This is a genomic window from Microbulbifer sp. SE14, from assembly GCF_059834885.1.
Map to the genome: position 1 here is coordinate 168,042 of NZ_JCBAJA010000005.1, position 23,409 is coordinate 191,450.

Below are 23,409 nucleotides of genomic sequence, written 5' to 3' on the forward strand. Positions count from 1 at the left end.
TCGTTGTTCCCCTTCGGGAGAGCCTGCTCAAGCCGATCCATCGATCGGCACAGAATAAAATTGTAGATCCCCGACGGTAGAGGAAACGGAAACACGGAGGGTTTTCCGTCTTCGCGAACCCAGTAAAAAGGCCCGACTAAGCCGGGCCAGGAGGTTCTCCCCGAGCCGGGCGGGCGTTTATCGCCCGATCGTGTAGGTCACCGAGACGGGCGAGTAGGTGTAGATGGACGGGCTGTAGCCGCCGATATCGTCGTAGGAGAAGCCGTAGGTCAGGCCGTTCAGGGCGTGGTCGTGCCAGAACTTCGTGTACCAGTTGGCGGCACTGCCCTCGGGAAAGAAATGGTTGACCTTGTGCCAGTTCGTCCCCTGCAGGTGGGCCACGTGGCGGTTGATGGCGGCGGCCACCTGGGCCTGCAGTTGCAGCTGCTTGTGGTAGGCGTCCGAGCCGATGACGGTGCCCGAAGGGTCGTCCAGCAGGCCGTTGCCCAGCAGGACTTCGGAGGTGGAGGGCCGGCCGTGGATCTTGTACTGGCCGAGGCCGTCGTCGAACACCAGCTCGTCGCCGATCACGCGCGCGGTGAAGGTGGGCCAACCGTTGTCCAGCGTCAGGACCAGATCCTCGTTGCGCCACTTGTCCCAGACCTGGTCGATATAGTCATCCAGGTAATAGGCGTGGTCGCCCACGACTCCGTCGGGCCTGACCTGGAAGGAAGCGTGGGCGGGCGCCATGATGCGCCAGGGCGCATAGGGAGCCCGGGCCAGTCCCCGGAACTCCGCCGGTGTGTCGACGATGAACTTGGCAAAGAGTTCTTCGCGGGTTTCGCTCAGCGGCTCGCCCACGGTCTGGCGAAAGCCGTCCAGCCCCTCCACCGTCAGCTGCAGCGGGAAGCCGAAGTGGTCCACCCGGGTGGTGTTGATGAAGATGCCCTGGTAGGGCTGGTTTTTCGGCACTATGGCGAATTCGCCGAAATCGAAGATCACATCCCGGTTGGGATCGGTGGGGTTGTCCACATTGGCCCCGGCGTAGGCGATCTTGCCGGTGGCGGCCTCGACATTGACCTGGATGTACATGGGCTCACCCACGCTGATCATCAGCCGGGCGGAATTGATCGCCGGGATGGTCACCGAGCCGAGTTCGGACAGGGTGTAGAAGTAGTCGGCATAGTATTCGCCGTTTTTCTCCACCGTGTTGTCGCCCAGCTGCATGGGCACCAGGTTGCCGCTGCTGTCCACATGCACGAACTGATCGGTGTCCCAGTCCTTGCCGATGATGGCCCAATACACCTGGTCGTCGGGATACGCCCCCCCGGTGCCGTTGACCAGGTTGAAAGTGGTATAACCATCCCATTCGGATTTCACGTTTTGCGTGACTGTGTAGCGCGCTTCGGTTGCTTCGGAACTGACGCCGTCCTTGATCGCCACCGCCTTGACGGTCGCGGTGCCGTCCGGCATGTGCTCGGGGTCAATCCGCACTTCCACCGGCGCGGTGAACACACGGGAATCGGTCGTGGGCGTGCTGCCGTCGGTGGTGTAGTGGATATAGGCACCGGTGGTCTGCGTCAGCATGGACACGCGGATGATGTGATCGTAGCTGCCGCCGCCGTGTGAGAAGGTCGGGGGGGCCACTTCGGTGGAGCCATCTTCGATCACGTAGGACTCGCTGCCGAGGCAGGATTCCCGGCCGTCGCCCAACACGGCGATGGCGTTTATCGTGGCGGCGCTGGTCACTTCGATGGGACTGCCCAGGTACACCGGCGACAATGTGGTGGGCGCCGAACCGTCGGTGGTGTAGTGAATCGCCGCGCCGCTCTCGGCAGTGCCCAGGGAGACATTCTGGGTGCTGGCGTAGCGCCCCCCGACCGGCGAGAAGGTCGGCGCCGCCAGCTCACAGGTACCGTCGAGTTGATGGGCAAACCAGCTCGAGTCCCTGTTGCCGATATCGGTGGGGTAGGTGAAGCTGTAATTCAGGGTGCCACTGCTCGGTGTTTCCAGGGTGTATTCCCAGCGATCCAGGGCGTCGTTGAAGCTCATGCCGACGTTTTCCTGGGCACTGGTGTTGCCGTCCTGGGTGATGCTGTGGTGCAGGTCGACGAAGGAACCGGGGTAGCTGTTGCGGAACCATACCGTCGCGGTGGCGCCCAGTTGGGAAACGCCCTTGGTGAACTCGTCGCCGCCACTGGCATCGATGAGGTAGTCGGCGCTGGCGAGGGGGGAATCGGCCAGGCCGTCCTTGACGGCAAAGGCCCGGAGCTTGGTGTCTTCGTCGATATGGATGGGGCCGCTGTAGAGACTGGCGCTTCGGGTGGGCTCGCTGCCATCCAGGGTGTAGTAGACGGTCGCACCGGTGGTCGCGCTGGCAATGCTCACGCTTTGTGCCTCGCTGTAGCTGCCGCCGGTGGGGGAGAACCCCGGCGCGGCCACCTGTCCGCCCCCGTCGCGGCTGTAGGTGAAAGCAACGGAGTCCCTGGCACCGGCGTCTGTCATGTAGGTGAAGGAGTAATCCACCGTCAGCGGGCTCCCGGCGGGAACGCTGAAAAGGTGCTGGTGGCGGCCGGTGACACTGTCGTAGCTCATGCGCACATTCTGCTGGCCGCCGTCGTTGACGGTGTAGTGGGCGTCCACCCAGGCGCTGGAGCCGGCGGGCTGGAACCACAGGGCGGCGCTGCTGCCGTTGTCGGAGACCCCGTGACTGAAATCGCCGCTGGCCAGGCTGTAGTCAGCGCTGGCGACGGCGGACTCGAGCAGGCCGTCCTTGATCGCCACGGCCTTCAGGGTGCCCTCGAACACGGTCAGGGGCGCGCTGTACAGCGGGCTGGCGGCGGAGGGCGTGGAGCCGTCGGTGGTGTAGTGAATGGCGGCGCCGTCAGTGGTACTGCCGATGGCGATGGTCTGGCCTGCGGCGTAGGCGCCGCCCGGCGGATCGAATGTCGGCGCGGCCGCCTGCAGGTCGTCCCCGCTACCGTCGCCGACGGTGGCGCTGTACTGCGCCGAATCGTAGGCCAGGCCGTCCTTGGTGTAGGTGAACGAGTAGTTGACCAGGGTGCCCGACTCGGCGGCAAAGCCGGCTTCGTGCCGGCCGCTGGCGCTGTTGTAGCTCATGCGCAGGTTTTGCTGGCCGGTGCCGGCATCGTAGTGGGCGTCCGCCCAGCTGGTATTGACGTGGGACTCGAACCACAGGGTCGCCAGGGAACCGTCGAAGTTGACGCCGTGGGAAAAATCGGCCTGGGCCCGGGCCTGCATCAACGGCAGGCTCACGACCAGTGCCAGCAGGTACCCGAGGCACCTTCTAAATATGGAGTGTTTCATCGCAGGTCTCTCTTTACTCAGTCTGTGTTATTGGCGTTATTCCTGAGCCGCCGGGACAACCACTCCCCCTGGCGGATCGCGCGTTGATGCTAGTCGCCCGGTCGCTGCCGCGTCGCCCCGATATACGACACGGCGTATTTTGGGAGTCTCAATAGCTGTCGCGGGGCGTGCGGTTGCTGGGACAGGGAGTGCAACTGCTTGATTCATAAGGGGGAAACCGCAGCGCAAAGCGGCGGATGCGGGAACCGGAAAAACTGCGCGGGAGGCAGAAGGCCGGGGCCGGGGCGCCCTGAAGCTGGCCCCGGCCCGATACGCAATTCAAGCCGTGCGCACCCCGGCGGCCTTGCAGAATTCGGAGGGCGTCTGCTTGAGCTGTTTCTTGAAAGCGCGGTAGAAGGTGGACTTGCTGTTGAACCCCGCATCCGCCATCACTTCCAGAGTACTCGCGCGGCCACCGGAGGCAGCGAGAATCCGCTTGGCCCGCTCGATGCGATAGTGATTGACGAAGTCGAAGAAGTTCTGCCCGAAATGCCGGTTCAGGGTGGCCGAGATCTTGCGCGCCGACAGGCCTGTGTGCTCGGCCAGCTGCTCGAGGGTCAGCTCCGGATCCAGAAAGCACTCATCCTGTTCCATGGCCTGTTGCAGCCGGCTGATGGCGAACTGGTCCGGCGACTCCTCGCGCTCGGCGCGGGCGGTTTCGGTCGGCAGTCCACCGACCACATGGGATTTGGCCAGGCTGTAGAACACCAGTGCGTTGACGAATACAAAATTCAGGAAATTGCCGATGACGCCCAGCCGGTCGCCGAGCCAGGCCGGCGCCCGGGCCAGGTTGAGCAGGTAGCCCATGAACACCCAGGCCCAGATGGCCAGAAAGCCGCTCACCAGCAGCTTGAGCCAGGTTGTATCAATGCGCTCCAGGTTGGAGTAGTTCTCTTTCAGGCGCTCCTTGTGGCGCGCCAGCAACAGGAAGCTCGCCAGGCAGTAGCCCACGTAGAGCAGGTTGCGGGCCCAGATGTGCAGCTGGAACACAGGGTTATTGAACAGCAGTGCGTAGTCGCGGGTGCTGGCCCGCAGCTGCTCCGGTCCATAGCCGGCATAGAGTAACTGCAGGTAGAACGGCCAGATCGCCAGCGGCAAGAAATGCAGGGCCTCGCGCCGGGTGAAGCGGTAATCGCTGTGGATCACGGCCTTGACGTAAAAATAGAGCGCCGGCGCCGCCAGGTAGACACTGGCCTTGAGCACAAAAAAGACGTGCACCGAATCGCTGAAGAAATGCGCCTTGATACTGGGGCTCCAGTACAGCAGGGTGTCCAGGGCATCGGTGCCCACCGCGAACAGAAACAGGGCCAGGAAGAGGTTGGCGCGGGGAGGGCCGCTGCCGACCACCAGTGACAGCACGGCGAATGCCAGGCACTGGAAAATCACCAGCAGCAGCGGAACGTCGTTGAAGCTCAGCAGCAGGATGTCCACAGCGGCACCGATGGTTATTGTTATGAGTCCGGCGACAGTGCTTGCGCCGTCGGCTAATGCGCATTGCGGCACTTTGCCTTTCGAGACGCGTTTGTACAATGGCTTCCGGGCAATCCGACCCTTCGTGCAGGCAATCCCCGGACGTGAAAAATCTTTCCCGGAATAGCGCCATTGCAGGATCAAAGTTGCACTTATGCCTGCCGGGTCACCCATTCGGGGACTGAAAAGTGGAAAACCATCTCCCGATCCGGTAAATTCCGCGCTCATTTTTTAACCAGCTACCGATAGCGCCTGTCCGCAGCCCCTCCCGGCTGAAGTGGGATGTCGGCGCCCGCCGGGGCCGGCCAAAGAGCCTGTACACAGGCATCGAGGACGGCACCTTCGGTATCGGTTCCGACGGGCAAAATGTTAACCTATTGGTCAAGTATCCCTTCTGGCCCTCAATTTCTGAAACTGGGTGCGAACATGACTGACATCAATCCATCGGCAAGCGCCTCGGCCGCCCCCTCATCGATTGAGAGTCCCTCGCTGCTGGAGCGGCTGTTCAAGCTGTCGGAGCGCGACACCAGTGTGCGCCGGGAAGTGATCGCCGGGGTGACCACCTTCCTGACGATGGCCTACATCATCTTCGTGAACCCGAACATCATGGCCGCGGCCGGGATGGACAAGGGGGCAGTGTTCACGGCGACCTGCCTGGCGGCGGCAATCGGCTGCCTGATCATGGGGCTCTACGCCAACTATCCCTTCGCGCTGGCGCCGGGCATGGGGCTGAATGCGTTTTTCAGCTACGTGGTCGTTGGCGAGATGGGGTACAGCTGGCAGGTGGCCCTCGGTGCGGTGTTTATTTCCGGGGTGATGTTCCTGCTGCTCAGCATCTTCAGGGTGCGCGAATGGATCATCGACAGCATTCCCATGTCGCTGCGCCAGGCGCTGGCGGCGGGCGTGGGCCTGTTCCTCGCGATCATTGCGCTGAAGAGCGCGGGCATTGTGACGGCCAGCCCGGCCACGCTGGTGACACTGGGAGACCTCACTTCCAGCGATGCCCTGCTCGCGGCGTCGAGCTTTTTCCTGATCGCCGCGCTTGCCTACCGGCGAGTGCTGGGTGCGGTGATGATCGGCATTCTCGCGGTCACCGCAGTGGCGCTGCTGATGGGCAAGGTGGAATACGCCGGCCTGGTCTCCGCACCGCCCAGTATGGCCCCGACTTTCCTGCAGCTGGATGTCGCCGGTGCCCTTGAGGTGGGCATGATCAGCGTGATCTTCGCCTTCCTGTTTGTGGACCTGTTCGATACCGCCGGCACCCTGTTGAGCACCGCGGACCGCGCAAAGCTGTTGGACAAAGAAGGCAAACTGCCCGGCATGGGCAAGGCGCTGATGGCCGACAGTTCCGCCTCGGCGGTCGGCTCCCTGCTGGGCTCCTCGACCACCACCACCTATGTCGAGAGCACCGCGGGGGTTGCCGCCGGTGGCCGCACTGGCCTGACGGCAGTAGTATGTGCAGGCCTGTTCCTGCTGGCCCTGTTCTTTTCGCCACTGGTGGGGATGGTGCCCGGCTGCGCGACCGCCGGCGCACTGATGTATGTGGCGGTGCTGATGACTTCCGGACTGTCTTCCATTGACTGGGACGACATCACCGAGGCCGCACCTGCGGTGGTGGCGGCAGTGATGATGCCGCTGTCCTTCTCCATTGCCAACGGCATCGCACTCGGCTTTATCGCCTACGCCGCCATCAAGGCATTGAGCGGACGCAGCCGGGATGTCAGCATCAGCGTTTACCTGTTGGCGGCACTGTTTATTGCCAAGTTCATGTTTTTCTGAAGGGTCCCCTCTTTATGGCTACCAACGTGAAAAAACACTTTATCAGCGCGCAGCAACTGCTGGCGGACTCCTACGCGCTGGCGGAAAAAGTCTTCCTGAGCGGCTTTCGCCCCAACTATATCGTCGGCGTCTGGCGCGGCGGCGCGCCGGTGGGTATCGCGGTGCAGGAACTGCTGCATGTGATGGGCGTGGACGCGGACCATATCGCCATCCGCACCTCCTCCTATACCGGCATCGGCCAGCGCGACAAGCACGTGCGCGTGCACGGCCTGACCTACCTGATCAAGCGCCTGGAATCCCACGACAACCTGCTGATCGTCGACGACGTACACGACTCCGGCCTCAGCATCGACCAGACCATCAAGGACCTGCACAAGGCCTGCAAGAAGAACACCCCGGAAATCCGCGTGGCGACGCCCTACTACAAGCCGGCCAACAACAAAACCGAGCGCGAGCCGGATTACTACATCCACAAGTCCAACGAGTGGCTGGTATTCCCGCACGAGATCGACGGCCTGTCGCGGGAGGAGATCCTGGAGTACAAGCCGGAGCTTGAGCCCTATCTGGATCGGATTGCTACGGCGGTTTGATTGCTCAACCCGACGGGGGCGTCTCAAAGCGCCCCCGGCCGCCCACCTCTACCCCCTTCTCCTCAGCCCGACTGCACAATCAGTATCCTGGGCGATATTCCGTCAACAGAAAATCGAAACTCTACGGCCCTGCGCCGATACAGAAATCCACTCCGACCCTACTTTTTTGCACTTGAAGTCCATGGGAAAGTTCACTTAGATAAGCAGCATTACCTCCAGAGAAAATCAAATACTTTCGAATTAGACGCATCGGTCAGTGAGCGCACCAACCTTCGCCAGATTTCATGCGCGACAGGTAGGAAATCCGCAGCCGTATCGTTTGGATTGAGTTACTTCACGGAATTTTTGATAAGGATCAGTCAATGAACAACGCACCTGCACCCGCCAGCTACTCCGGTCTCAAGCCCTACGGAAAAAGCGGCAATGGCCGAACATTGCTTGTCAATACGCAGCATCAACAGCTGCTCGATGGCTTCAAACCGCTCAGCCAGACATCCAGCAGCGAGGCCTATCATGCTCAGGCCATTACCAAAGCCGTTGACGGTCTTCGCGGCTGCACTTCTCCAGTAAATTCCTTCATGAAAGATGGCAACCCCAGTCGCCGACTGCATCGTCTTTTCCGGCTTTGAAATCGAGTATGAACTCAACAGCTATTACGGCGGACCGCAGACTGATGTGACAATAGTAGACATCCGTCTTACATCTCAAACAAAAAACAAAGTTAAGCGGGCCGCCTTGTGGCGGACTAACTTTCAGGAAGAGCGTGGTCAGTGGATTACTGCCGAGGAGCCGGCCCCCACAATTCGGGGTGATGCAGAATTACCTGGGGACGAGGGCAAGCCCATCAAAGTCGGCATCAATGGTTACAGCGACGACCTTTCCGGTTCCAAATTGCACTTCCTGGCGCCACCCCACTCCGCCCCCCTTTCAGCAATCGAGGACTGGGAGACAGAACCTGCGTCTCAAGATATTTTTGACGACTCACAATATCGGTCGCTTAGCTGGGTACGCAAATCCGGTGAGCGGCACCAATTTGATGAGTTGCAAGTTCTCCGTGTCTACTCTACACGCTGGGGATTCAGTGGTATCCCGATACTACAAGGCTACTGCGGCCACATGAATCTCCTGGTTGATGTAAATGCTGTAAATGATCTTCCTGTCAACGAAAGCCTGTTTGATAATCGCGTATTGGCCCGGGAAGTGTATCGTGCATTCGACTTAACCGAACTGCAGGATCTTCACAAAGGACATTCGGAAGATCCAATGGACTTTACTCCCTATCGTTGGCCTTCCTACCTGGGACCACTTAATTGTCAATGGGCTAAACGGGGCGAGGCCGATTGGTTCTACTTCGAAAGTCAGCCCTTGGTCAGCGATGCTGAAATGATCGCCTGGAATACCGCAATAGGTGATAAACACTATCTGAGCTGTCGTTTTGTCATTAAACGCTCGGCACGAAATGCCGGCAACGCCTATCGTATTGAACAGCGAGTGCCAAGAGATAACTTTCTCACCCTGATGCACCAGATTATGGATTCCCTGATCCTGGACCTGAATCCCGAGGCGGCATCCCGGCGCACCCAGGTACAGGCCCAGCCCGGCGCCAGCGACAAGCCCGTCTTTATATGCACACCCGAACAGATAAAAGAGGCCAAGCACGTGCTCTATATGTGGAGCGGGCGCGGATATCTGGAAGAGGGCAAAAGCCGGGATGACGACCACCGAGCCAACTCCGAAGACGTGGCAGCCTTTATCGACGAGCGTATCAAGCCTCGCCCGCTGCCCAACAGCTACCCGCCGGGCGAAGTACTGAAGCTGTCACCGCAACCAGTTTCAACGGAACACTCGGCGTAGGTAAGCCGTAGACCTATACCTGTCCGTCGGCGATTGATAAGCCTCAGCGGGACAGAACTCTTACCCGCAAAAACCGCCACAAACAGACAAATATCCCGCCCTGCGGGATATGCCAGCAACATCAACTGGCCCGCGATAACCCGCCTCCTGAGCACGACGAAGTGCCTACCAGCCCCCCTTCATCGTGTTATAAGGCACGATTGCTTTTCCAAAAGACAGATCCCGGCCAGACCCGGGCTCACGACAATCCTGCGGGGGTAACCATGATCAGAACCGGAAAATTCGCCGCGACGCTGCTGTGCAGTGCCGTCCTGGCCGCATGTGGCCAGGAATCCAGTAACCAGGCAGTCAGTGAAACCTCTGCGGCCGCAGTCCGCGCCGAGGCGCCCGGGCTGTCCGAGACCTACGCCAAGCTGCGCAAGCAGCAGGTTGCGGAAGTGAACTACCAGCTGTCCGTTACCCTCGACAAGAGCGGCGAGAGCTTTTCCGGCCAGGTGATCGCAAACACCAAGTTCAACGGTGTGCTCAAGCAGCCACTGACCATCGATTTCGCCGGCGGCAGCGTGGATTCCGTCAGCGTCGACGGCGCGGAAGTGCCCTTCGAGTACAACGGCCACTTCATCACCATTCAGCCGGAGCAGCTTCCGGGCAACGCGCACGCGATTGCGGTGCACTATCGGCACCCCTACTCCACCGACGGTTCCGGCCTGCACCGCTTCGAAGACCCGGAAGACGGCAACGTCTATATGTACACCGACTTCGAACCCTACGATGCCAACCGCCTCTTCCCGCACTTCGACCAGCCGAACCTGAAGGCGCACTACACCCTGAATGTAACCGCGCCGAAAGACTGGACCATCGTCAGTTCCGTGCGCGAGGACAAGATCGAGAAAGACGGCGAGGTGAATCACTGGCACTTCCCGCAGTCGAAGAAATTCTCTTCCTATATCTTCTCCCTGCACGCCGGCCCCTTCCACGTGTGGGAAGACGATGCCGACGGCATTCCGCTGCGCCTGATGGCTCGCCAGACACTGGCGCAGTACGTGAAACCGGAAGACTGGTTCACCTTTACCAAGCAGTCTTTCGAGTTCTTCCAGCCGTACTTCGAGGTGGATTATCCGTTCGTGAAGTACGACCAGGTGATCGTGCCCGACTTCAATGCCGGCGCCATGGAAAACGTGGCCGCGGTCACCTTCAACGAGGCCTATGTCTCCCGCGGCGAGAAGACCCAGGCCCAGCGCATGCGCCTGGCCAATGTGATCGCCCACGAGATGGCGCACATGTGGTTCGGCGACCTGGTGACCATGAACTGGTGGGACGACCTGTGGCTGAACGAGAGCTTCGCCACCTACATGGCCAACCTGTCCCTGGCCGAGAACAGCGAGTTCACCAACACCTGGGAGAACTTCTACCTGGGCACCAAGCAGTGGGCCTACCACTCCGATCTGCTGCCCACCACCCACGCGATCCAGCTGCCAGTGAAGAACACCGACGAGGCCTTCGCCAACTTCGACGGCATCACCTACGGCAAGGGCGGTTCCATTCTGAAACAGCTGCCCTTCTACCTGGGCAGGGAAGAGTTCCGCAAGGGCGTGAGCAACTACCTGAAGGACCTGTCCTACAAAAACTCCACCCTGGACGACTTCATGGGCCACCTGGGTGTGGCCGCCGGCAGGGACCTGGACCAGTGGCAGCAGCAGTGGCTCTACCGGGCCGGCCTGAACACCATCGAGGCCAGCTTCCAGTGTGACAAGGGCGAGGTCACCAGCCTGACCCTGACCCAGTCCGCGCCAAAGGAGTACCCGACCCTGCGCGAGCAGCGCACCCAGATCGGCTTCTACAACATGAAAGACGGCAGCATGGTGCTGAGCAGGGCGATCCCGGTGCTGTACAAGGGGGAGAAAACCGAAGTCGCCGAGGCCGTCGGCCAGCCGTGCCCGCAGATCCTCTACCCCAACGAGGGCGACTGGGCCTTCGCCAAGGTGAACCTGGACCCGGTATCCGTCGAGAGTATGTCGAAGCACATCAACGCTATCGAGAAGCCCTTCACCCGCCTGATGCTGTGGCAGAGCCTCTACGACAGCGTCTACGACGCCAAGCTGCCGCTGGACGAGTATGTGAGCTTCGCACTCGCCAACGCCGGCAGCGAGCGCGATATCAATGTGGTGCGCCTGGTGTCCCGCCACCTGGGATACGCCTACGGCTACCTGAACCAGGTTGCCATCGACGCTGCCGAGCGCGACCGGCTGCAACTGGCGATCGAAAACTTCGTCTGGGACCAGCTGCAGCGGGCCGAGGCCGGCAGCGATGCCCAGAAGACCTGGTTCGAAACCTTCACCGGTGTGGCCCACTCCGACGCGGCCCTGGCCAACGCCAGGCAATTGCTGCAGGGCGAACAGGCCATCGGCGGCCTGACCCTGGACCCGGATATGCGCTGGGACCTGATCGCGCTGCAGAACCAGCACCTGTACGGCGACTACGAACAGGCCATCGAGCGCGAACTGGCGAAGGACAACTCCGACCGCTCCCAGCTCAACGCCATCGCCGCAGAAGCCATACGGCCGCTGGCCGAGAGCAAGACCAAGTGGCTGGAGAACATCCTCCAGCACCGCGACAATTTCAAGCTGAGCCAGTTGAAATACGCGGCATACTCGCTGTTCCCAACCGAGCAGGGTGAGCACTTTGAAGCCAATGTGGAGCGCATCGTCTCTGCGCTGGATGCCGTGAACGCCAGCGATGCGCCGGAATACGTCGGCACCTATGCGAAACTCTTCCCGCTGAACTGCAGCGACAAGGGCGTGCAGCAGCTGGGCGAAATCCTCGACAGCGGCAAGCAACTGAACCCGCTGCTGGAGAAGGCCTTGAAGAACCGCCGCTTTGAAAACCGGCGCTGCCTGAATATGGCTGCGCTGCTGAGCGGTAGCCGCAAGGGCTAAGCCCCCTCGTCATCCCGGGCTCGCCCGGGATGACGACAGCAAATTTTCAAAAGGCCCTGCGGGGCCTTTTTATTGCCTTCATTTTCCCGCGGACACAGCGGCCTTCGAGCCGGGGCAACCTGGCACTCCCAAACTCCGGGCGCACCGACGACCACCATTGCCCACCTGTCTTTTTATTTTTCATTCCCACTGCATCCAAACCCACCCCCAAGGCGGTCAATAGAAGGGTTCGCCGCTGTATTGGCTCTACCCGGCTCTTGGCCAATATGCAGCCGCAGGGTTCCGTGATTCTATGGGACCCGCCAGGCGCCAGCGGATACCGCTGGCGGATTTCGCATTCCACGCAGATGAGACCAATGAACAAGAAATATCTAAAAGCCGCCGCTCCCGTCCTGGTGCTGGCGCTGGGTTTTGGGATAGTGCAGATCATGAGCGCCGCCAAGCCGGCGCCGGAGAAGAAGGAGGAGACCCAGCGCCTGGTGTCGCTGCTCTACACAGAAGCCCGCGAGCAGGCCGTGCACCTGGCGGTGGGCACCCAGGGCGAAGTGCGGCCGCACACGGAGATAGACCTGACGCCGCAGGTGGCCGGGCGCATCGTCGCCATCTCGGAAAAATTCGCCGAGGGCGCCGGTTTCGAACCCGGCGAGACGCTGATCCGGCTGGACGACGCCGACTACCGCCTGGCCCTGGCCCGCGCCGAGGCCGGTGTCGCCGCCGCCGAAGTGCTGCTGCTGCAGGCTCGCGCGGCCGCCGATATCAAGCGCCAGCAGTGGCAGGCCGTAAACCCGGGCCGCAAACCGACGCCGCTGCAAGTCAACCAGCCGCAGGTGGCGGAGGCGGAGGCCAATTTGCGCTCCGCCAAGGCCGAACTCGCCGATGCGCAGCTGAACCTGGAACGCACGCAGATCAAGTTGCCGTTTCGCGGCCGGGTGATCCGGCGCGATGTGGGCGTGGGCCAGTATGTCACCGCCAGCACTGTGCTCGGCCGTGCATTCGCCACCGACCGGGTGGAAGTGCGCCTGCCGCTGACGGATTCCCAGTTGCTGGAACTGGACCTGCCCATGGGCTTCGTGGCCACTGACAAGAATCCGGGCCCGCAGGTCACCCTGTCGGCCCGGGTGGGTCCGGAAGAGCGCCACTGGCGGGGGCGCATAGTGCGCACCCAGGCCGCGGTGGACCAGCAGACCCGCTTGATCTACGCCGTGGCCGAGGTCGCCGATCCCTATGGCGAGGGCGCCAGCGACGGCGTGCCGCTGGCGGTGGGACTCTACGTCAGCGCCGAGGCGCAGGGGGTGCAGGAGCGCCGCGCCGTGGTGCTGCCGCGGGATGCACTGCGCAGCGCCGACAAGGTGTATGTGGTGGATCAAGACAACCGCCTGGATATCCGCACCGTGGAGGTATTGTCCACATCCGAAGACCGGGTGGTGGTCGCCTCCGGCCTGGCGGATGGCGAGCGGGTGGTCACTTCCACCATCGCCAACGCCGTGGACGGCATGGAGGTCCAGCCCGTCACCCAACTGGCCCGGAACTCTCACCAGGCCCAAGAGGGGGGAGTACACCGATGAACAAATTGATCGAGTGGTGGGCGCGCAACAGTGTCGCCGCCAACCTGGCCATGGTGGGCATTCTCGTGGCCGGCATTTTTGGTTTCGGTGCCATGGAGCGGGAAATGGATCCGCAGGTGCGCTTTCCCGGCCTGCAGATAGTGGTGTCCTGGCCCGGCGCCGCCCCCCAGGAAGTGGAGGAGCAGATAGTCGCGCGCATCGAGGAATCGGTCAGCGACCTGGACAATATCGAGTGGGTCCGCTCGACGTCGGCAGAGGGCCTGGGCGAGGTTTATATCCTCGCCGAGCAGAACGTCGACTTCTCCCGCTTTATGAACGACGTGAAGATCCGCGTGGACAGCATCTCCTCGCTGCCCCGCGACATAGAACCGCCCCAGGTGCAGCAGTGGGTGAACCGCAACGAGTTTATCCGCGTGGCGGTACATGGTGACTTGGGCGAGGGCGACCTGGGTGAGCGCGAGCTGAAACGCCTGGCGGAAGAACTGCGGCGCGAGGTTGCCAACCTGTCCGCCATTTCCGTGGTGGAACTCTTCGGCACCCGCCGGGAGGAGGTGTCCGTCGAGGTCAGCGAGCTGGCCATGCGCCGCTACGGCCTGAGCTTCCAGGAAGTGGCCGACGCCATTCGCGCCAGTTCCCTCAACCAGTCCGCCGGCACCGTGCGTACCGAGGTGGGCAGCTACCAGCTCAAGGTGCGCAACCAGGCGGACACCGAGCAGGACTTCGCCGACATCATCGTGCGCCAGACCGGGGACGGCGGCACCATCCGCGTCGGCGATGTGGCGAAAGTGGTGGACGGCTTCGAGGACAACGAGATCCTCGCCACCCTGAACGGCGAGCCGGCGGTGCTGATCCAGGTGATGACCACCGAGACCATGGATATCGTCACCGCCTCCGAATCGGTTCGCGACTGGATTGCCGAGCGCCGCGAGACACTGCCTGCCGGCGCCGAGTTGACCCTGTGGACCGACAACGCCGAGGTATTCAAGAGCCGCCTCAACACCATCGGCAGCTCCGCGGTGCAGGGACTGGTCCTGGTGCTGCTGGTACTGCTGCTTACCCTGCGTCCGAAAGTGGCCTTCTGGGTGGCGATGGGTATCGCCACCGCCTACGCCGGCGCCTTCGTGCTGCTGCCCAGCGTGGGCGTGTCCCTGAATATGCTCTCCACCTTCGCCTTCCTGTTGGTGCTGGGTATTGTCGTTGATGACGCCATCGTGGTGGGCGAGAGCATTCACACGGAATCCCATCATAATGGAGGCGGCCTCAGCGCCGCGGTACTGGGCGCGCAGCTGGTGGCCAAGCCGGTGATCTTCGCGGTATTGACCACAATCCTCGCCTTCCTGCCGTGGCTGTTCCTGAGCGGCTCCACCAGCGAGTTCACCCGCCATATCACCTGGGTGGTGGTGCTGGCCCTGGTGTTCTCGCTGATCGAGTCCCTGCTGATACTGCCGGCCCACCTCAGCAGCCTGAAGCCGCGTACAAAGCTGGGGCGCTTCGGGCGCATGCAGAAGCGCATTGCCGACGGCATCGTCCATTTTGCGCAAAACCACTATCGCCGCATCGGCGGCTGGGCGGTGGAGCGCCGCTACCTGACACTGAGCATTTTTTTCTCGGTGCTGATGATCGGATTCGGCATGTTCGGCAGCGGCTGGGTGAAGAAGAGCTTTATGCCCGACATCGAATCCGACGAGATCGTCATGAACGTGGTGATGCCCGAGGGCGCCCCCTACAGCCGCGCCCTGGAAGTGCTGGCGCAGATGCAGGGCGCGGAGGAACGCCTCGAGGAAGAGGTGAACCGGCGCACCGGCGGCGAGGGCGTGCTGATCGAAAACTGGTATACCCGTTCCCGCCGCGACAGCGTCATCGCCATCGTCAAGCTGGCGCCGCCGGAAGTCCGCGACATGTCCGCCAAGGAAGCCGCGGTGCGCCTGCGGGAGCTGATGGGGGATGTGCCGGACGCGAAAGAAGTCTCGGTGCGCTACACCCAGGGCGACGACAGCCCCGGCTTCGAACTGTCCATCCGCCACCCGGACCTGGAGGTACTGCGGGCCGCCACCGCCGACCTGGAGAAGCAGCTGCGCACCTACGAGAGCCTCTACGATGTGCGCAACAACCTGGAGGGCGCCTCGGAGGAAATCCGCATCACCCTCAGGCCAGGCGCCACCAAGCTGGGACTGACCCTGGCGGAAGTCAATCGCCAGGTGCGCCAGGCCTACTTTGGTGAGGAAGTGCAGCGACTGCCGCGAGCGGGCCAGGACGTGAAAGTGATGGTGCGCTATCCGCTGGCCTCGCGCCGCTCCATCGAGAGCCTGAAGGATTTCCGCGTGCGCACCAGTGACGGCCGCGAACTGCCGCTGCTGGCAGTGGCCGAACTCGAGTACGCCCCGGGCATCAAACGCATCCAGCGCTGGAACGGCAACCGCGCGGCACGGGTCATGGCGGACCTGAAAGACGATGTGCGCGGCGATATCATGAAGGACCTGAACGAGAACTTTTTCCCGGAGTGGGAAAAGCGCTACCCCGGCATCAGCCGCGGCGCCGTGGGTCAGGCGGAGGGCGAGAAGCGCTTCGTGCGCGAGGTGATCGGCCTCTACACCATGGCCTTCTTCGCCATGTACAGCCTGCTCGCGGTGGCCTTCCGCAGCTACTTCCAGCCGGTCCTGATCCTGATCGCCATTCCGTTCGCCTTCGTCGGCGCCATCTTCGGCCACGGGGTGCTGGGCATGACAATGGCGATTTTCAGCTACTTCGGCATAGCCGCGGCCGCGGGGGTGGTGGTCAATGACAACCTGGTGCTGATGGACTGCTGCAACCGGCTGCGGGACAAGGGCATGCAACCGCTGGAGGCCATTGTGGAGGCCGGCGTGGCGCGCTTCCGCCCGATCCTGCTGACTACCATCACCACCATTGTCGGCCTGATGCCGATGATGCTGGAACGCAGTATCCAGGCGGCCTTCCTGCAACCCATTGTGGTGGCGCTGGCTTTCGGGGTATTCGTGGCCTTTTTCGTCACCCTGCTGCTGGTGCCGGCGCTCTATGCGATCGGCGTGGACATAGCCGCACTCGCCGGGCGCATCCGCAACCGGCTGCTGGACCTGCTGCGCGGGCCGCTGCGGGAGGGCGGTGCAGCGGTCGAGTAATCGCTTTTCAACAAGGGCCCCGTGGGGCCCTATTTTTCAGGCCACACTCGGCTCCACCCCGGGCCGGGAGCGCACACTGGCATACCACACCAGCAACATGGCCAGCCCGATCGCGGGTAGCATCCACAGGTTCAGCGCCTCCCAGCCCAACCACAACTGTAATTGCCCCGCCATCAGGCTGCCGAAGGCGGCACAGCCGAATACCACAAAATCGTTGATACCCTGCACCCGGGCCTTCTCCGCCGGCCGGTAGCTGGACGCAAGCAGCGAAGTAGCGCCGATAAAATTGAAATTCCAGCCCACACCCAAAGTCACCAGGGAAAACCAGTAATACCAATAGCCCGATCCCCACTGCGCCACCAGGCAGCAGAGCGCCAGCAACAGGCAACCGCTCTGGATGATGCGCGCCTCGCCGAAACGCGAGACCAACCGACCGGTGACAAAAGATGGCAGGAACATGCCCAGTACGTGCCACTGAATCACACTGGCGGTATCGCCAAAAGCATGGTGATGGCTGTGCATGGCGATGGGCGTTGCGGTCATCACCAGTACCATGACCCCGTAACCGATGGAGCCCGCCACTATCGCGGTAAACAGTATCGGCTGGCGCAGCAGCGCGCCGTAACTCCGCGCCGGGCCCGCGGCGCTACCGGCGGACTCCGGCTTCGGCAGCGGCAGCCGGGCAATCAATACCAGGGTGAGCAGGTAGAGGCCGATCAGTACGCCGAAGGCCCCGAGAAATTCCCGCTCCGGCGCGAAGTGCCCGGACAACACCGCCAGGTTCGGCCCCAGCACCGCGGCCACTACGCCGCCCCCCATCACCAGGCTGATCGCCCGCGGTCGCAGCGCGGCTTCACAGGCCTCGATGGCGGCGAAGCGGTATTGCTGCCCCACGCCGATGGATATGCCCAGCAGAAAGGTAGCGGTGCAAAAGAGCCCGAAATGCTCCGCCGCCAGCGCCCAGTAGGCCAGTGCCGCGCCACCGACGCCCACCAGATTTCCCGTCAGGAAGCCCACCTTGCGTCCCAGGCGCTGCATCAGGTGCGCCGCCGGCAGGGTAGCCGACATCAGGCCGAGAAACTGCAATGCCACGGGCAAGGTAACGTAGATGGGAGAAGGAGCCAGTTGCTGGCCGACCAGCGCGGTAACGGACACCAATAGAATATTGCCGGTAACCAGCAGAGCTGTACCGAGGGCCAGGCCCCAGACAGTGACAGGCATAATCGTCCTTGTACGAGGTATTGCAGGGGGGGGCGTTACTATATCACCACAACAATATTTAACGGCCGGGATATATGCAAGGCGCTGAAGAAGTATTTCTACGTCCTCTGCCCCCTGCGCTATTCAGAGCGATCAACTGATATTTTGGCGCTTCCATATTCCGGTTCCAGTAGCTTCCCCTTGATGAAATCCCTCATCAGATAGAAATAGCCTTCCGGTTGTCGTGTGGAAAGACGCTCTCCATCCGGGCTTTTCTCAAATTCATACATGCCGTGGTCTGCTTCCGGAAAGACGGCTGTCGTGATCGGGCGACCGGCACTGCGCAACCTGGTCAAGCGGCGGAGCGTTTCGCCGGAAGGGGCATCCCGATCCTGCCCTCCCAGTATCCACAGCTGCTGTACCTCGAGGCCGGTCAGCACCGGCATGGGATCATAGTCCGCTGGAACGCCATCTAGCAGTCGCGGAGCGTCCTTGCGTATCGTCTCCGCAGGCGTGTTAAGCAGATACGCGGTGATGTTGCCGCGGACTGATTCGAACCATGGTTCGTTGCGGTACTTATTCTTCACGGCTTCAAGCTGCTCGTAGCCCTCGGTAAAACCACTCTCGACGATCCTTGCAGTGGCATCAGCGAATTCCATGGCTTTGGCCTTGATCTTCGGGCCAAAGCCGGCACGCTCCATATCGAACTCAATCGCTTCCCGATCCTCATCCAGCGGCGAGACCGCCAGTCCAAAACTGACGATGACAAAGTCCACCGGTTCTATACGTGCCGCCAGCGGGGCCACCCAACCTCCCTGGCTGCCAGCCTGGTATCCCATCCGTCCCGCGCGCGCACCGGCGAGACGCCTGGCCTCGCGGGTAGCGTGGATCGCGTCGATCGCCAGAGTAAGGTAGTTCTGCGTGTAGCGGCCGCCCGAAGCGCCCGTGCCACGTTTGTCATAGACGAACACACCAATGCCGGCGCTGGCAAACTCCCGCTGCAGCGAGTAACGCTGCAGCGCCGAGGAATGCTCGGACCCGTGGATCAGCACAACGATCGGAGCACGCGCCTGGCCTGGCGGCAGGGTCAGTCGCCCTGCCAGAACAACTCCACCGCTCTGAAAGCGCGTATCGGTTTGGACCAGCGGCTGTCGCTGTCCTGCCACGTCGTCGAAGAGGATCTCGCCACGCGAACAGTGAATGATGACTTGGTGCCCGTCAGGCCGGCCGGTCCAACCCAACGCGCTGGCCCATTGGTTCTTTCCCCGTGGCGCCAGTGCGCCCGTACGCCCATCAGGGCGCCTCCAGCGAAGCTGTCCCGGGCTATCCGGGCCGATATCGAGCGATGTGCCATCCGCCATCACGTAACTCCCTACCTCACATGGAAGCGAAGCAGCTTCGGCTTCGGATGATGCACGGACGTTCAGCGATGCCAGGCCGTACAACGCCACGAAGGTTAGGGCGCGCAAGACGGTCGGTTGAGTGATGCAGGCCATTTCGATACCATTTATGTCAATATTTACGTAAACGTTGACGTAAATTCATTGTACAGTCAAGCTCATGCACTCCAGCTGGGCCGGGAAAACGCTATAGAGAGGTGTAATGAACGATTTTATCCATCAACAAGGCCCTGCATTCCTTGCGCACATATTGAGGCGCCTTGCCGATGAACTGGTCCAGGCCGCTGCGGACTGGTATCCGACGGTGGGCGTCTCGGCGCCGCCGCGCACTATTTCGACCCTGCTCGCACTGGATGAACGCGGGCCACTCGGGGTCACCGAATTGGCTGGCCTCCTGAAGCAATCACACACTCTGGTGATTACCTGGATCAAGGAGCTATCGCGCCTATCCCTGGTGGTCCAGAAGAGCGACCCGGCCGATAGGCGTCGAACAGTAATCAGCCTTACCACAAAAGGCCGAAAAGAGCTTTTGCAAGTGCGGAAGGCCTTAGTGGCGATGGAGCAGGCATCAACCGAGCTGCTGAGTCTGGGAGGCGACGATGTCTGGCAGAAGCTGTGGGCGATGGAGCGCGGTTGTCGGGAGCATTCATTCCTGAAACGCCTGCGCCGTGCGGCGGATTCCCGGAAGTAAGGTGAATAACTGGCTGCTGGCCCGGCTGTGGGGGCGACTGCCCGAGAGCGGCGCACAGGCCGAATAACCGCACTTTTTACCAGGGCCCTGCGGGGCCTTTTTTAATGCCCAGATTCCCAGCATCCACTACAGCCTCCGCGCAGGGGCGAACCTGGTGTTCGCCCACGCCACCTCTTTACAGCCACAAAAGTAAGCATCCACTCACCATGCACAGAAGTAGCGCTCGTGATATAACCGAAACAAGAAAAAGAAGGCAGTCGGAGCTCACAATGAACCCCACCAGGAAATTCGCCACCGCGCTGCTCTGCGCAGCCCTGGTCACCAGCTGCGGCGAGAAGACACCGCCCGCAGAGCAGACGCCCGAAAGCACATCGGCACCGAAGATGGAAAAGGTCCCGCGCGTGGCCCGCCCGGACGCCCCTGGCCTCACCGTCGCAACGGCGGCACTGCGCAGGCTGCAGATCGCCAATGTGGACTACAGGATTTCCGTCGAGCTGGACAGCGAGTCCGAGTCATTCTCCGGTCGCGTGATCGCCGAGACCGAAATCGCCCGGCCGCTGCAGCAGGCCCTTACCATCGACTTCACCGACGGTGAGGTGCAGTCGGTCAGCGTCAACGGCCGGGACATTCCAGTTCAGTACAACGGTTATTTCATTACCATCGAACCGGAGCAACTAAAGCAGGGCCCCAACAGTATTGCCATCGACTACACCCACCCCTACTCCACTGACGGCTCCGGCCTGCACCGCTTCCGGGATCCACAGGATGGCAACGTCTACCTCTACACCCACTTCGAACCCTACAAGGCCAACCGCTTCGCGCCGCTGTTCGACCAGCCGGACCTGAAGGCCAGCTATACCGTCGACGTCAAGGCACCGGCGGATTGGCAGGTGGTGACAGCAACCCGCGAGGAGAACACCGAGGAACTGGCGGACGGACGCAAACACTGGCACTTCCCCGCCACCAAGAAATTCTCCACCTATATTTTCCCGCTGCACGCTGGCCCCTTCGTGGTGTGGGAGAGCGAGGCCGGCGATATCCCCCTGCGCCTGATGGCCCGCAAGACCCTGGCGCCCAACGTCAAGCCCCGGGACTGGTTCACCTTTACCCAGCAGTCCTTCGACTTCTTCCAGAAGTACTACGGCATCGAATACCCGTTCGGCAAATACGACCAGCTGATAGTGCCGGACTTCACCATCGGCGCCATGGAAAACGTCGCCGCGGTGACCTTCAACGAGGCCTATGTCTCCCGCGGTGAAAAGACCCAGGCCGAACGGCAGAGGCTCGCCAATGTGATCGCCCACGAAATGGCGCACATGTGGTTCGGCGACCTGGTGACGATGAAATGGTGGAACGGCCTGTGGCTTAAGGAGAGCTTCGCCACCTATATGGCCAGCCTGGCCCTGGCCACTAACAGCGAGTTCGAGGACGTGTGGGAAAACTTCTACCTGCGCTCCAAGCAGTCCGCCTACCTGGCCGATCAGCTGGTCACCACCCACCCCATCGAAGTGCCGGTGCCCAACACCGCCGAGGCATTCTCCAACTTCGACAGTATCACTTACGGCAAGGGTGGCTCGGTGCTCGAGCAGCTGCCCCACTACCTCGGCAAGGAGACCTTCCGCCAGGGAGTCAACAGCTACCTGAAGGAATTCTCCTACGGCAATGCCGAACTGAAAGACTTTATGGGCAGCCTCGGCAAGGCCGCCAACAGGGACCTGGGGCAATGGACCCAGAACTGGCTCTACAAGGCCGGCGTCAACACTATCTCCGCAACCTACACCTGCACCGAAGACAGGATCACCCAGCTGGCGATCAACCAGATGGCGCCGAAGGAGCACCCGGTATTACGCGAACAGAAAATCCAGCTTGGCATCTACCGCATGCAGGACAATATCATGACCCGTGTCGCCGCCGTGCCGGTCATCTACAGCGGCGCCAAGACCCAAGTCAAAGAAGCCGAGGGAGAGCCCTGCCCGCAGATTCTAACCCTGAACGACGAGGATTGGGGCTATGTGAAAACCAGCCTCGACGACAAATCCGTCACCCAGGTAACCCGACATATCAACTCGATAGAGAGCTCCTTCACCCGCCTGATGCTGTGGCAGAGCCTGTTCGACAGCGTCACCGATGCCAGGATGCCGCTGTCCGAGTGGATCGACTTTGCCCTGGACAACGCTGGCGCCGAGAGCGATATCAACGTAATCCGCCTCATCAGCAGCCATCTGGAAGCGGCGGCAGCCTACGCGCACCGCTTCGATGTGCCGGAAGAGCTGCGCGCAGAGCGGCTGCAGGCGGTCGAGAATTTCGCCTGGGCCCAGCTCAACACCGCCCCCGCCGGCAGCGACGCGCAAAAAACCTGGTTCGGTACCTTCACTGAACTCGCCCACAGCGACGAAGCCCTAAGCAACGCCGTCCAGCTGCTGTCCGGTGAAATGGAAATCGACGGCTTGCCAATAGACCAGGACAAGCGCTGGCAACTGATCGTCCTGATGAATCGCCACCTGCACGGCGACTACGCCAAGATGGTGGAAGAAGAGCTGGAAAAGGACAACACCGACCGCGCCCGCAACTACGCCATCAGCGCCAGCGCCATCCGCCCGTCACCGGAAGCAAAAAAAGAGTGGCTGGACAATATCCTCAACAGGCGTGACCGGTACAAACTGAGCCAGATCCGCGCCGCCGCCGGTTCAATGTTCCCGGCTGAGCAGTTGGACCTGTACCGCGACTTCAGTGGGCAGCTGTTCGGTGCGGTGCCACAGGTCAGCGGCACCAAAGATACTCTGTACAACAAAGCCTATGCGATGCTGTTCCCGGTTGTGTGCAGCAAGGATGATATCAATCAGTATAGTCAGGCGCTGAAACAGAACAAGGATCTAATGCCGGCGCTGGAACGGGTATTGAAGAATCGTAGACAGCAGAGTGAGTGGTGTGTAGCCATGGTCGAATTACAAGTAAAAAGCAAGTAAGGGATAAAATCATCCCTATAGGCTTAGGGCCTGTTCACCAAAGACATGGAAAAATTAATAGATCAAATGCTCGAATTAGAGCCCCATTGAAGTGCTTTCAAGCAGGCGCACGAGAAATCAGACATCAGCAATACTTGGTGGCTATTTTCCTGTCTGAGTATCTTCTAATTCCTGTTCCGCTGGCACTTGATCTGTTCGGTCACGACATCCTTTCCCTGCAGGACACCCGGCGAATACTGGCTGACAAGCGGGGGCTATTTCCCAAATCTCTACAGCTTGTTTCGCAGCCTGGTCGGCGACTGGGATGATCAGTGCAGTCGCCGCAGATAAAAGAAGACAAGGTGGTCGCGGTTACCGTAAACCCATTGATCATCCTCTTCCTCTGCCATCTGTTGACCTGGATCATCTGAGTATCGACAGGCCCACCGGTGCCAACGGGCTTTCCAGGTACTCCAATTGCCAGTCAGAAGCCGGGT

13 protein-coding genes are annotated in these 23,409 nt (G+C 61.4%); 9 read left to right on the forward strand and 4 right to left on the reverse strand.

Going from position 1 to position 23,409, the window contains the following annotated elements; genetic code table 11:
• Positions 1-177 precede the first annotated feature (177 nt).
• A complete protein-coding gene (locus tag AC6R19_RS05760) occupies positions 178-3,306 on the reverse strand; it encodes a chitobiase/beta-hexosaminidase C-terminal domain-containing protein (protein ID WP_500578765.1) in 3,129 nt (1,042 codons plus the stop codon).
• Positions 3,307-3,624: 318 nt separating this feature from the next.
• Complete coding sequence (locus AC6R19_RS05765; protein ID WP_500578766.1) at positions 3,625-4,776, reverse strand: helix-turn-helix domain-containing protein; 1,152 nt, start codon at positions 4,774-4,776, stop codon at positions 3,625-3,627.
• Positions 4,777-5,241: 465 nt separating this feature from the next.
• On the opposite strand from AC6R19_RS05765, the gene AC6R19_RS05770 reads away from it, so the two are divergent.
• The 7 genes from AC6R19_RS05770 (at position 5,242) to AC6R19_RS05800 (ending at position 16,676) form a co-directional block, all read left to right on the forward strand.
• Positions 5,242-6,594, forward strand: a complete 1,353-nt coding sequence (locus AC6R19_RS05770) for an NCS2 family permease (RefSeq protein ID WP_500578767.1) — start codon at positions 5,242-5,244, stop codon at positions 6,592-6,594.
• Positions 6,595-6,608: 14 nt separating this feature from the next.
• Positions 6,609-7,184 carry a phosphoribosyltransferase gene (locus tag AC6R19_RS05775; RefSeq protein ID WP_500578769.1) on the forward strand — a complete coding sequence of 192 codons (576 nt, stop codon included), beginning with the start codon at positions 6,609-6,611 and terminating at the stop codon, positions 7,182-7,184.
• A gap of 362 nt (positions 7,185-7,546) precedes the next feature.
• Positions 7,547-7,813, forward strand: a complete 267-nt coding sequence (locus AC6R19_RS05780; protein WP_500578770.1) for a hypothetical protein — start codon at positions 7,547-7,549, stop codon at positions 7,811-7,813.
• Complete coding sequence (locus AC6R19_RS05785) at positions 7,770-9,038, forward strand: hypothetical protein (RefSeq protein WP_500578772.1); 1,269 nt, start codon at positions 7,770-7,772, stop codon at positions 9,036-9,038. Before AC6R19_RS05780 ends, AC6R19_RS05785 begins: the two co-directional genes overlap by 44 nt.
• A gap of 263 nt (positions 9,039-9,301) precedes the next feature.
• Positions 9,302-11,974: an aminopeptidase N gene (pepN, locus tag AC6R19_RS05790; protein ID WP_500578773.1), complete on the forward strand. Its 2,673-nt coding sequence runs from the start codon at positions 9,302-9,304 to the stop codon at positions 11,972-11,974.
• Between the two features lie 356 nt (positions 11,975-12,330).
• Complete coding sequence (locus AC6R19_RS05795) at positions 12,331-13,539, forward strand: efflux RND transporter periplasmic adaptor subunit (protein WP_500578774.1); 1,209 nt, start codon at positions 12,331-12,333, stop codon at positions 13,537-13,539.
• Positions 13,536-16,676: an efflux RND transporter permease subunit gene (locus tag AC6R19_RS05800; protein WP_500578775.1), complete on the forward strand. Its 3,141-nt coding sequence runs from the start codon at positions 13,536-13,538 to the stop codon at positions 16,674-16,676. The genes AC6R19_RS05795 and AC6R19_RS05800 overlap by 4 nt, the downstream gene beginning before the upstream one ends.
• Before the next feature lie 36 nt (positions 16,677-16,712).
• On the opposite strand, the gene AC6R19_RS05805 is transcribed toward AC6R19_RS05800, so the two are convergent.
• Together AC6R19_RS05805 and AC6R19_RS05810 are read right to left on the reverse strand one after the other, a co-directional pair.
• Positions 16,713-17,897 (reverse strand): MFS transporter, encoded by a 1,185-nt coding sequence (locus AC6R19_RS05805; RefSeq protein ID WP_500578776.1) that lies wholly within the window; start codon positions 17,895-17,897, stop codon positions 16,713-16,715.
• A 119-nt stretch (positions 17,898-18,016) separates the two neighbouring features.
• Positions 18,017-19,372, reverse strand: a complete 1,356-nt coding sequence (locus tag AC6R19_RS05810; RefSeq protein WP_500578777.1) for an alpha/beta hydrolase family protein — start codon at positions 19,370-19,372, stop codon at positions 18,017-18,019.
• Between the two features lie 106 nt (positions 19,373-19,478).
• Between AC6R19_RS05810 and AC6R19_RS05815 the strand changes: the two genes are divergently transcribed.
• A complete protein-coding gene (locus tag AC6R19_RS05815; protein ID WP_500578779.1) occupies positions 19,479-19,967 on the forward strand; it encodes a MarR family winged helix-turn-helix transcriptional regulator in 489 nt (162 codons plus the stop codon).
• 269 nt (positions 19,968-20,236) lie between these two features.
• Positions 20,237-22,933, forward strand: a complete 2,697-nt coding sequence (gene pepN, locus AC6R19_RS05820) for an aminopeptidase N (protein WP_500578780.1) — start codon at positions 20,237-20,239, stop codon at positions 22,931-22,933.
• The last annotated feature ends 476 nt before the right edge of the window (positions 22,934-23,409 follow it).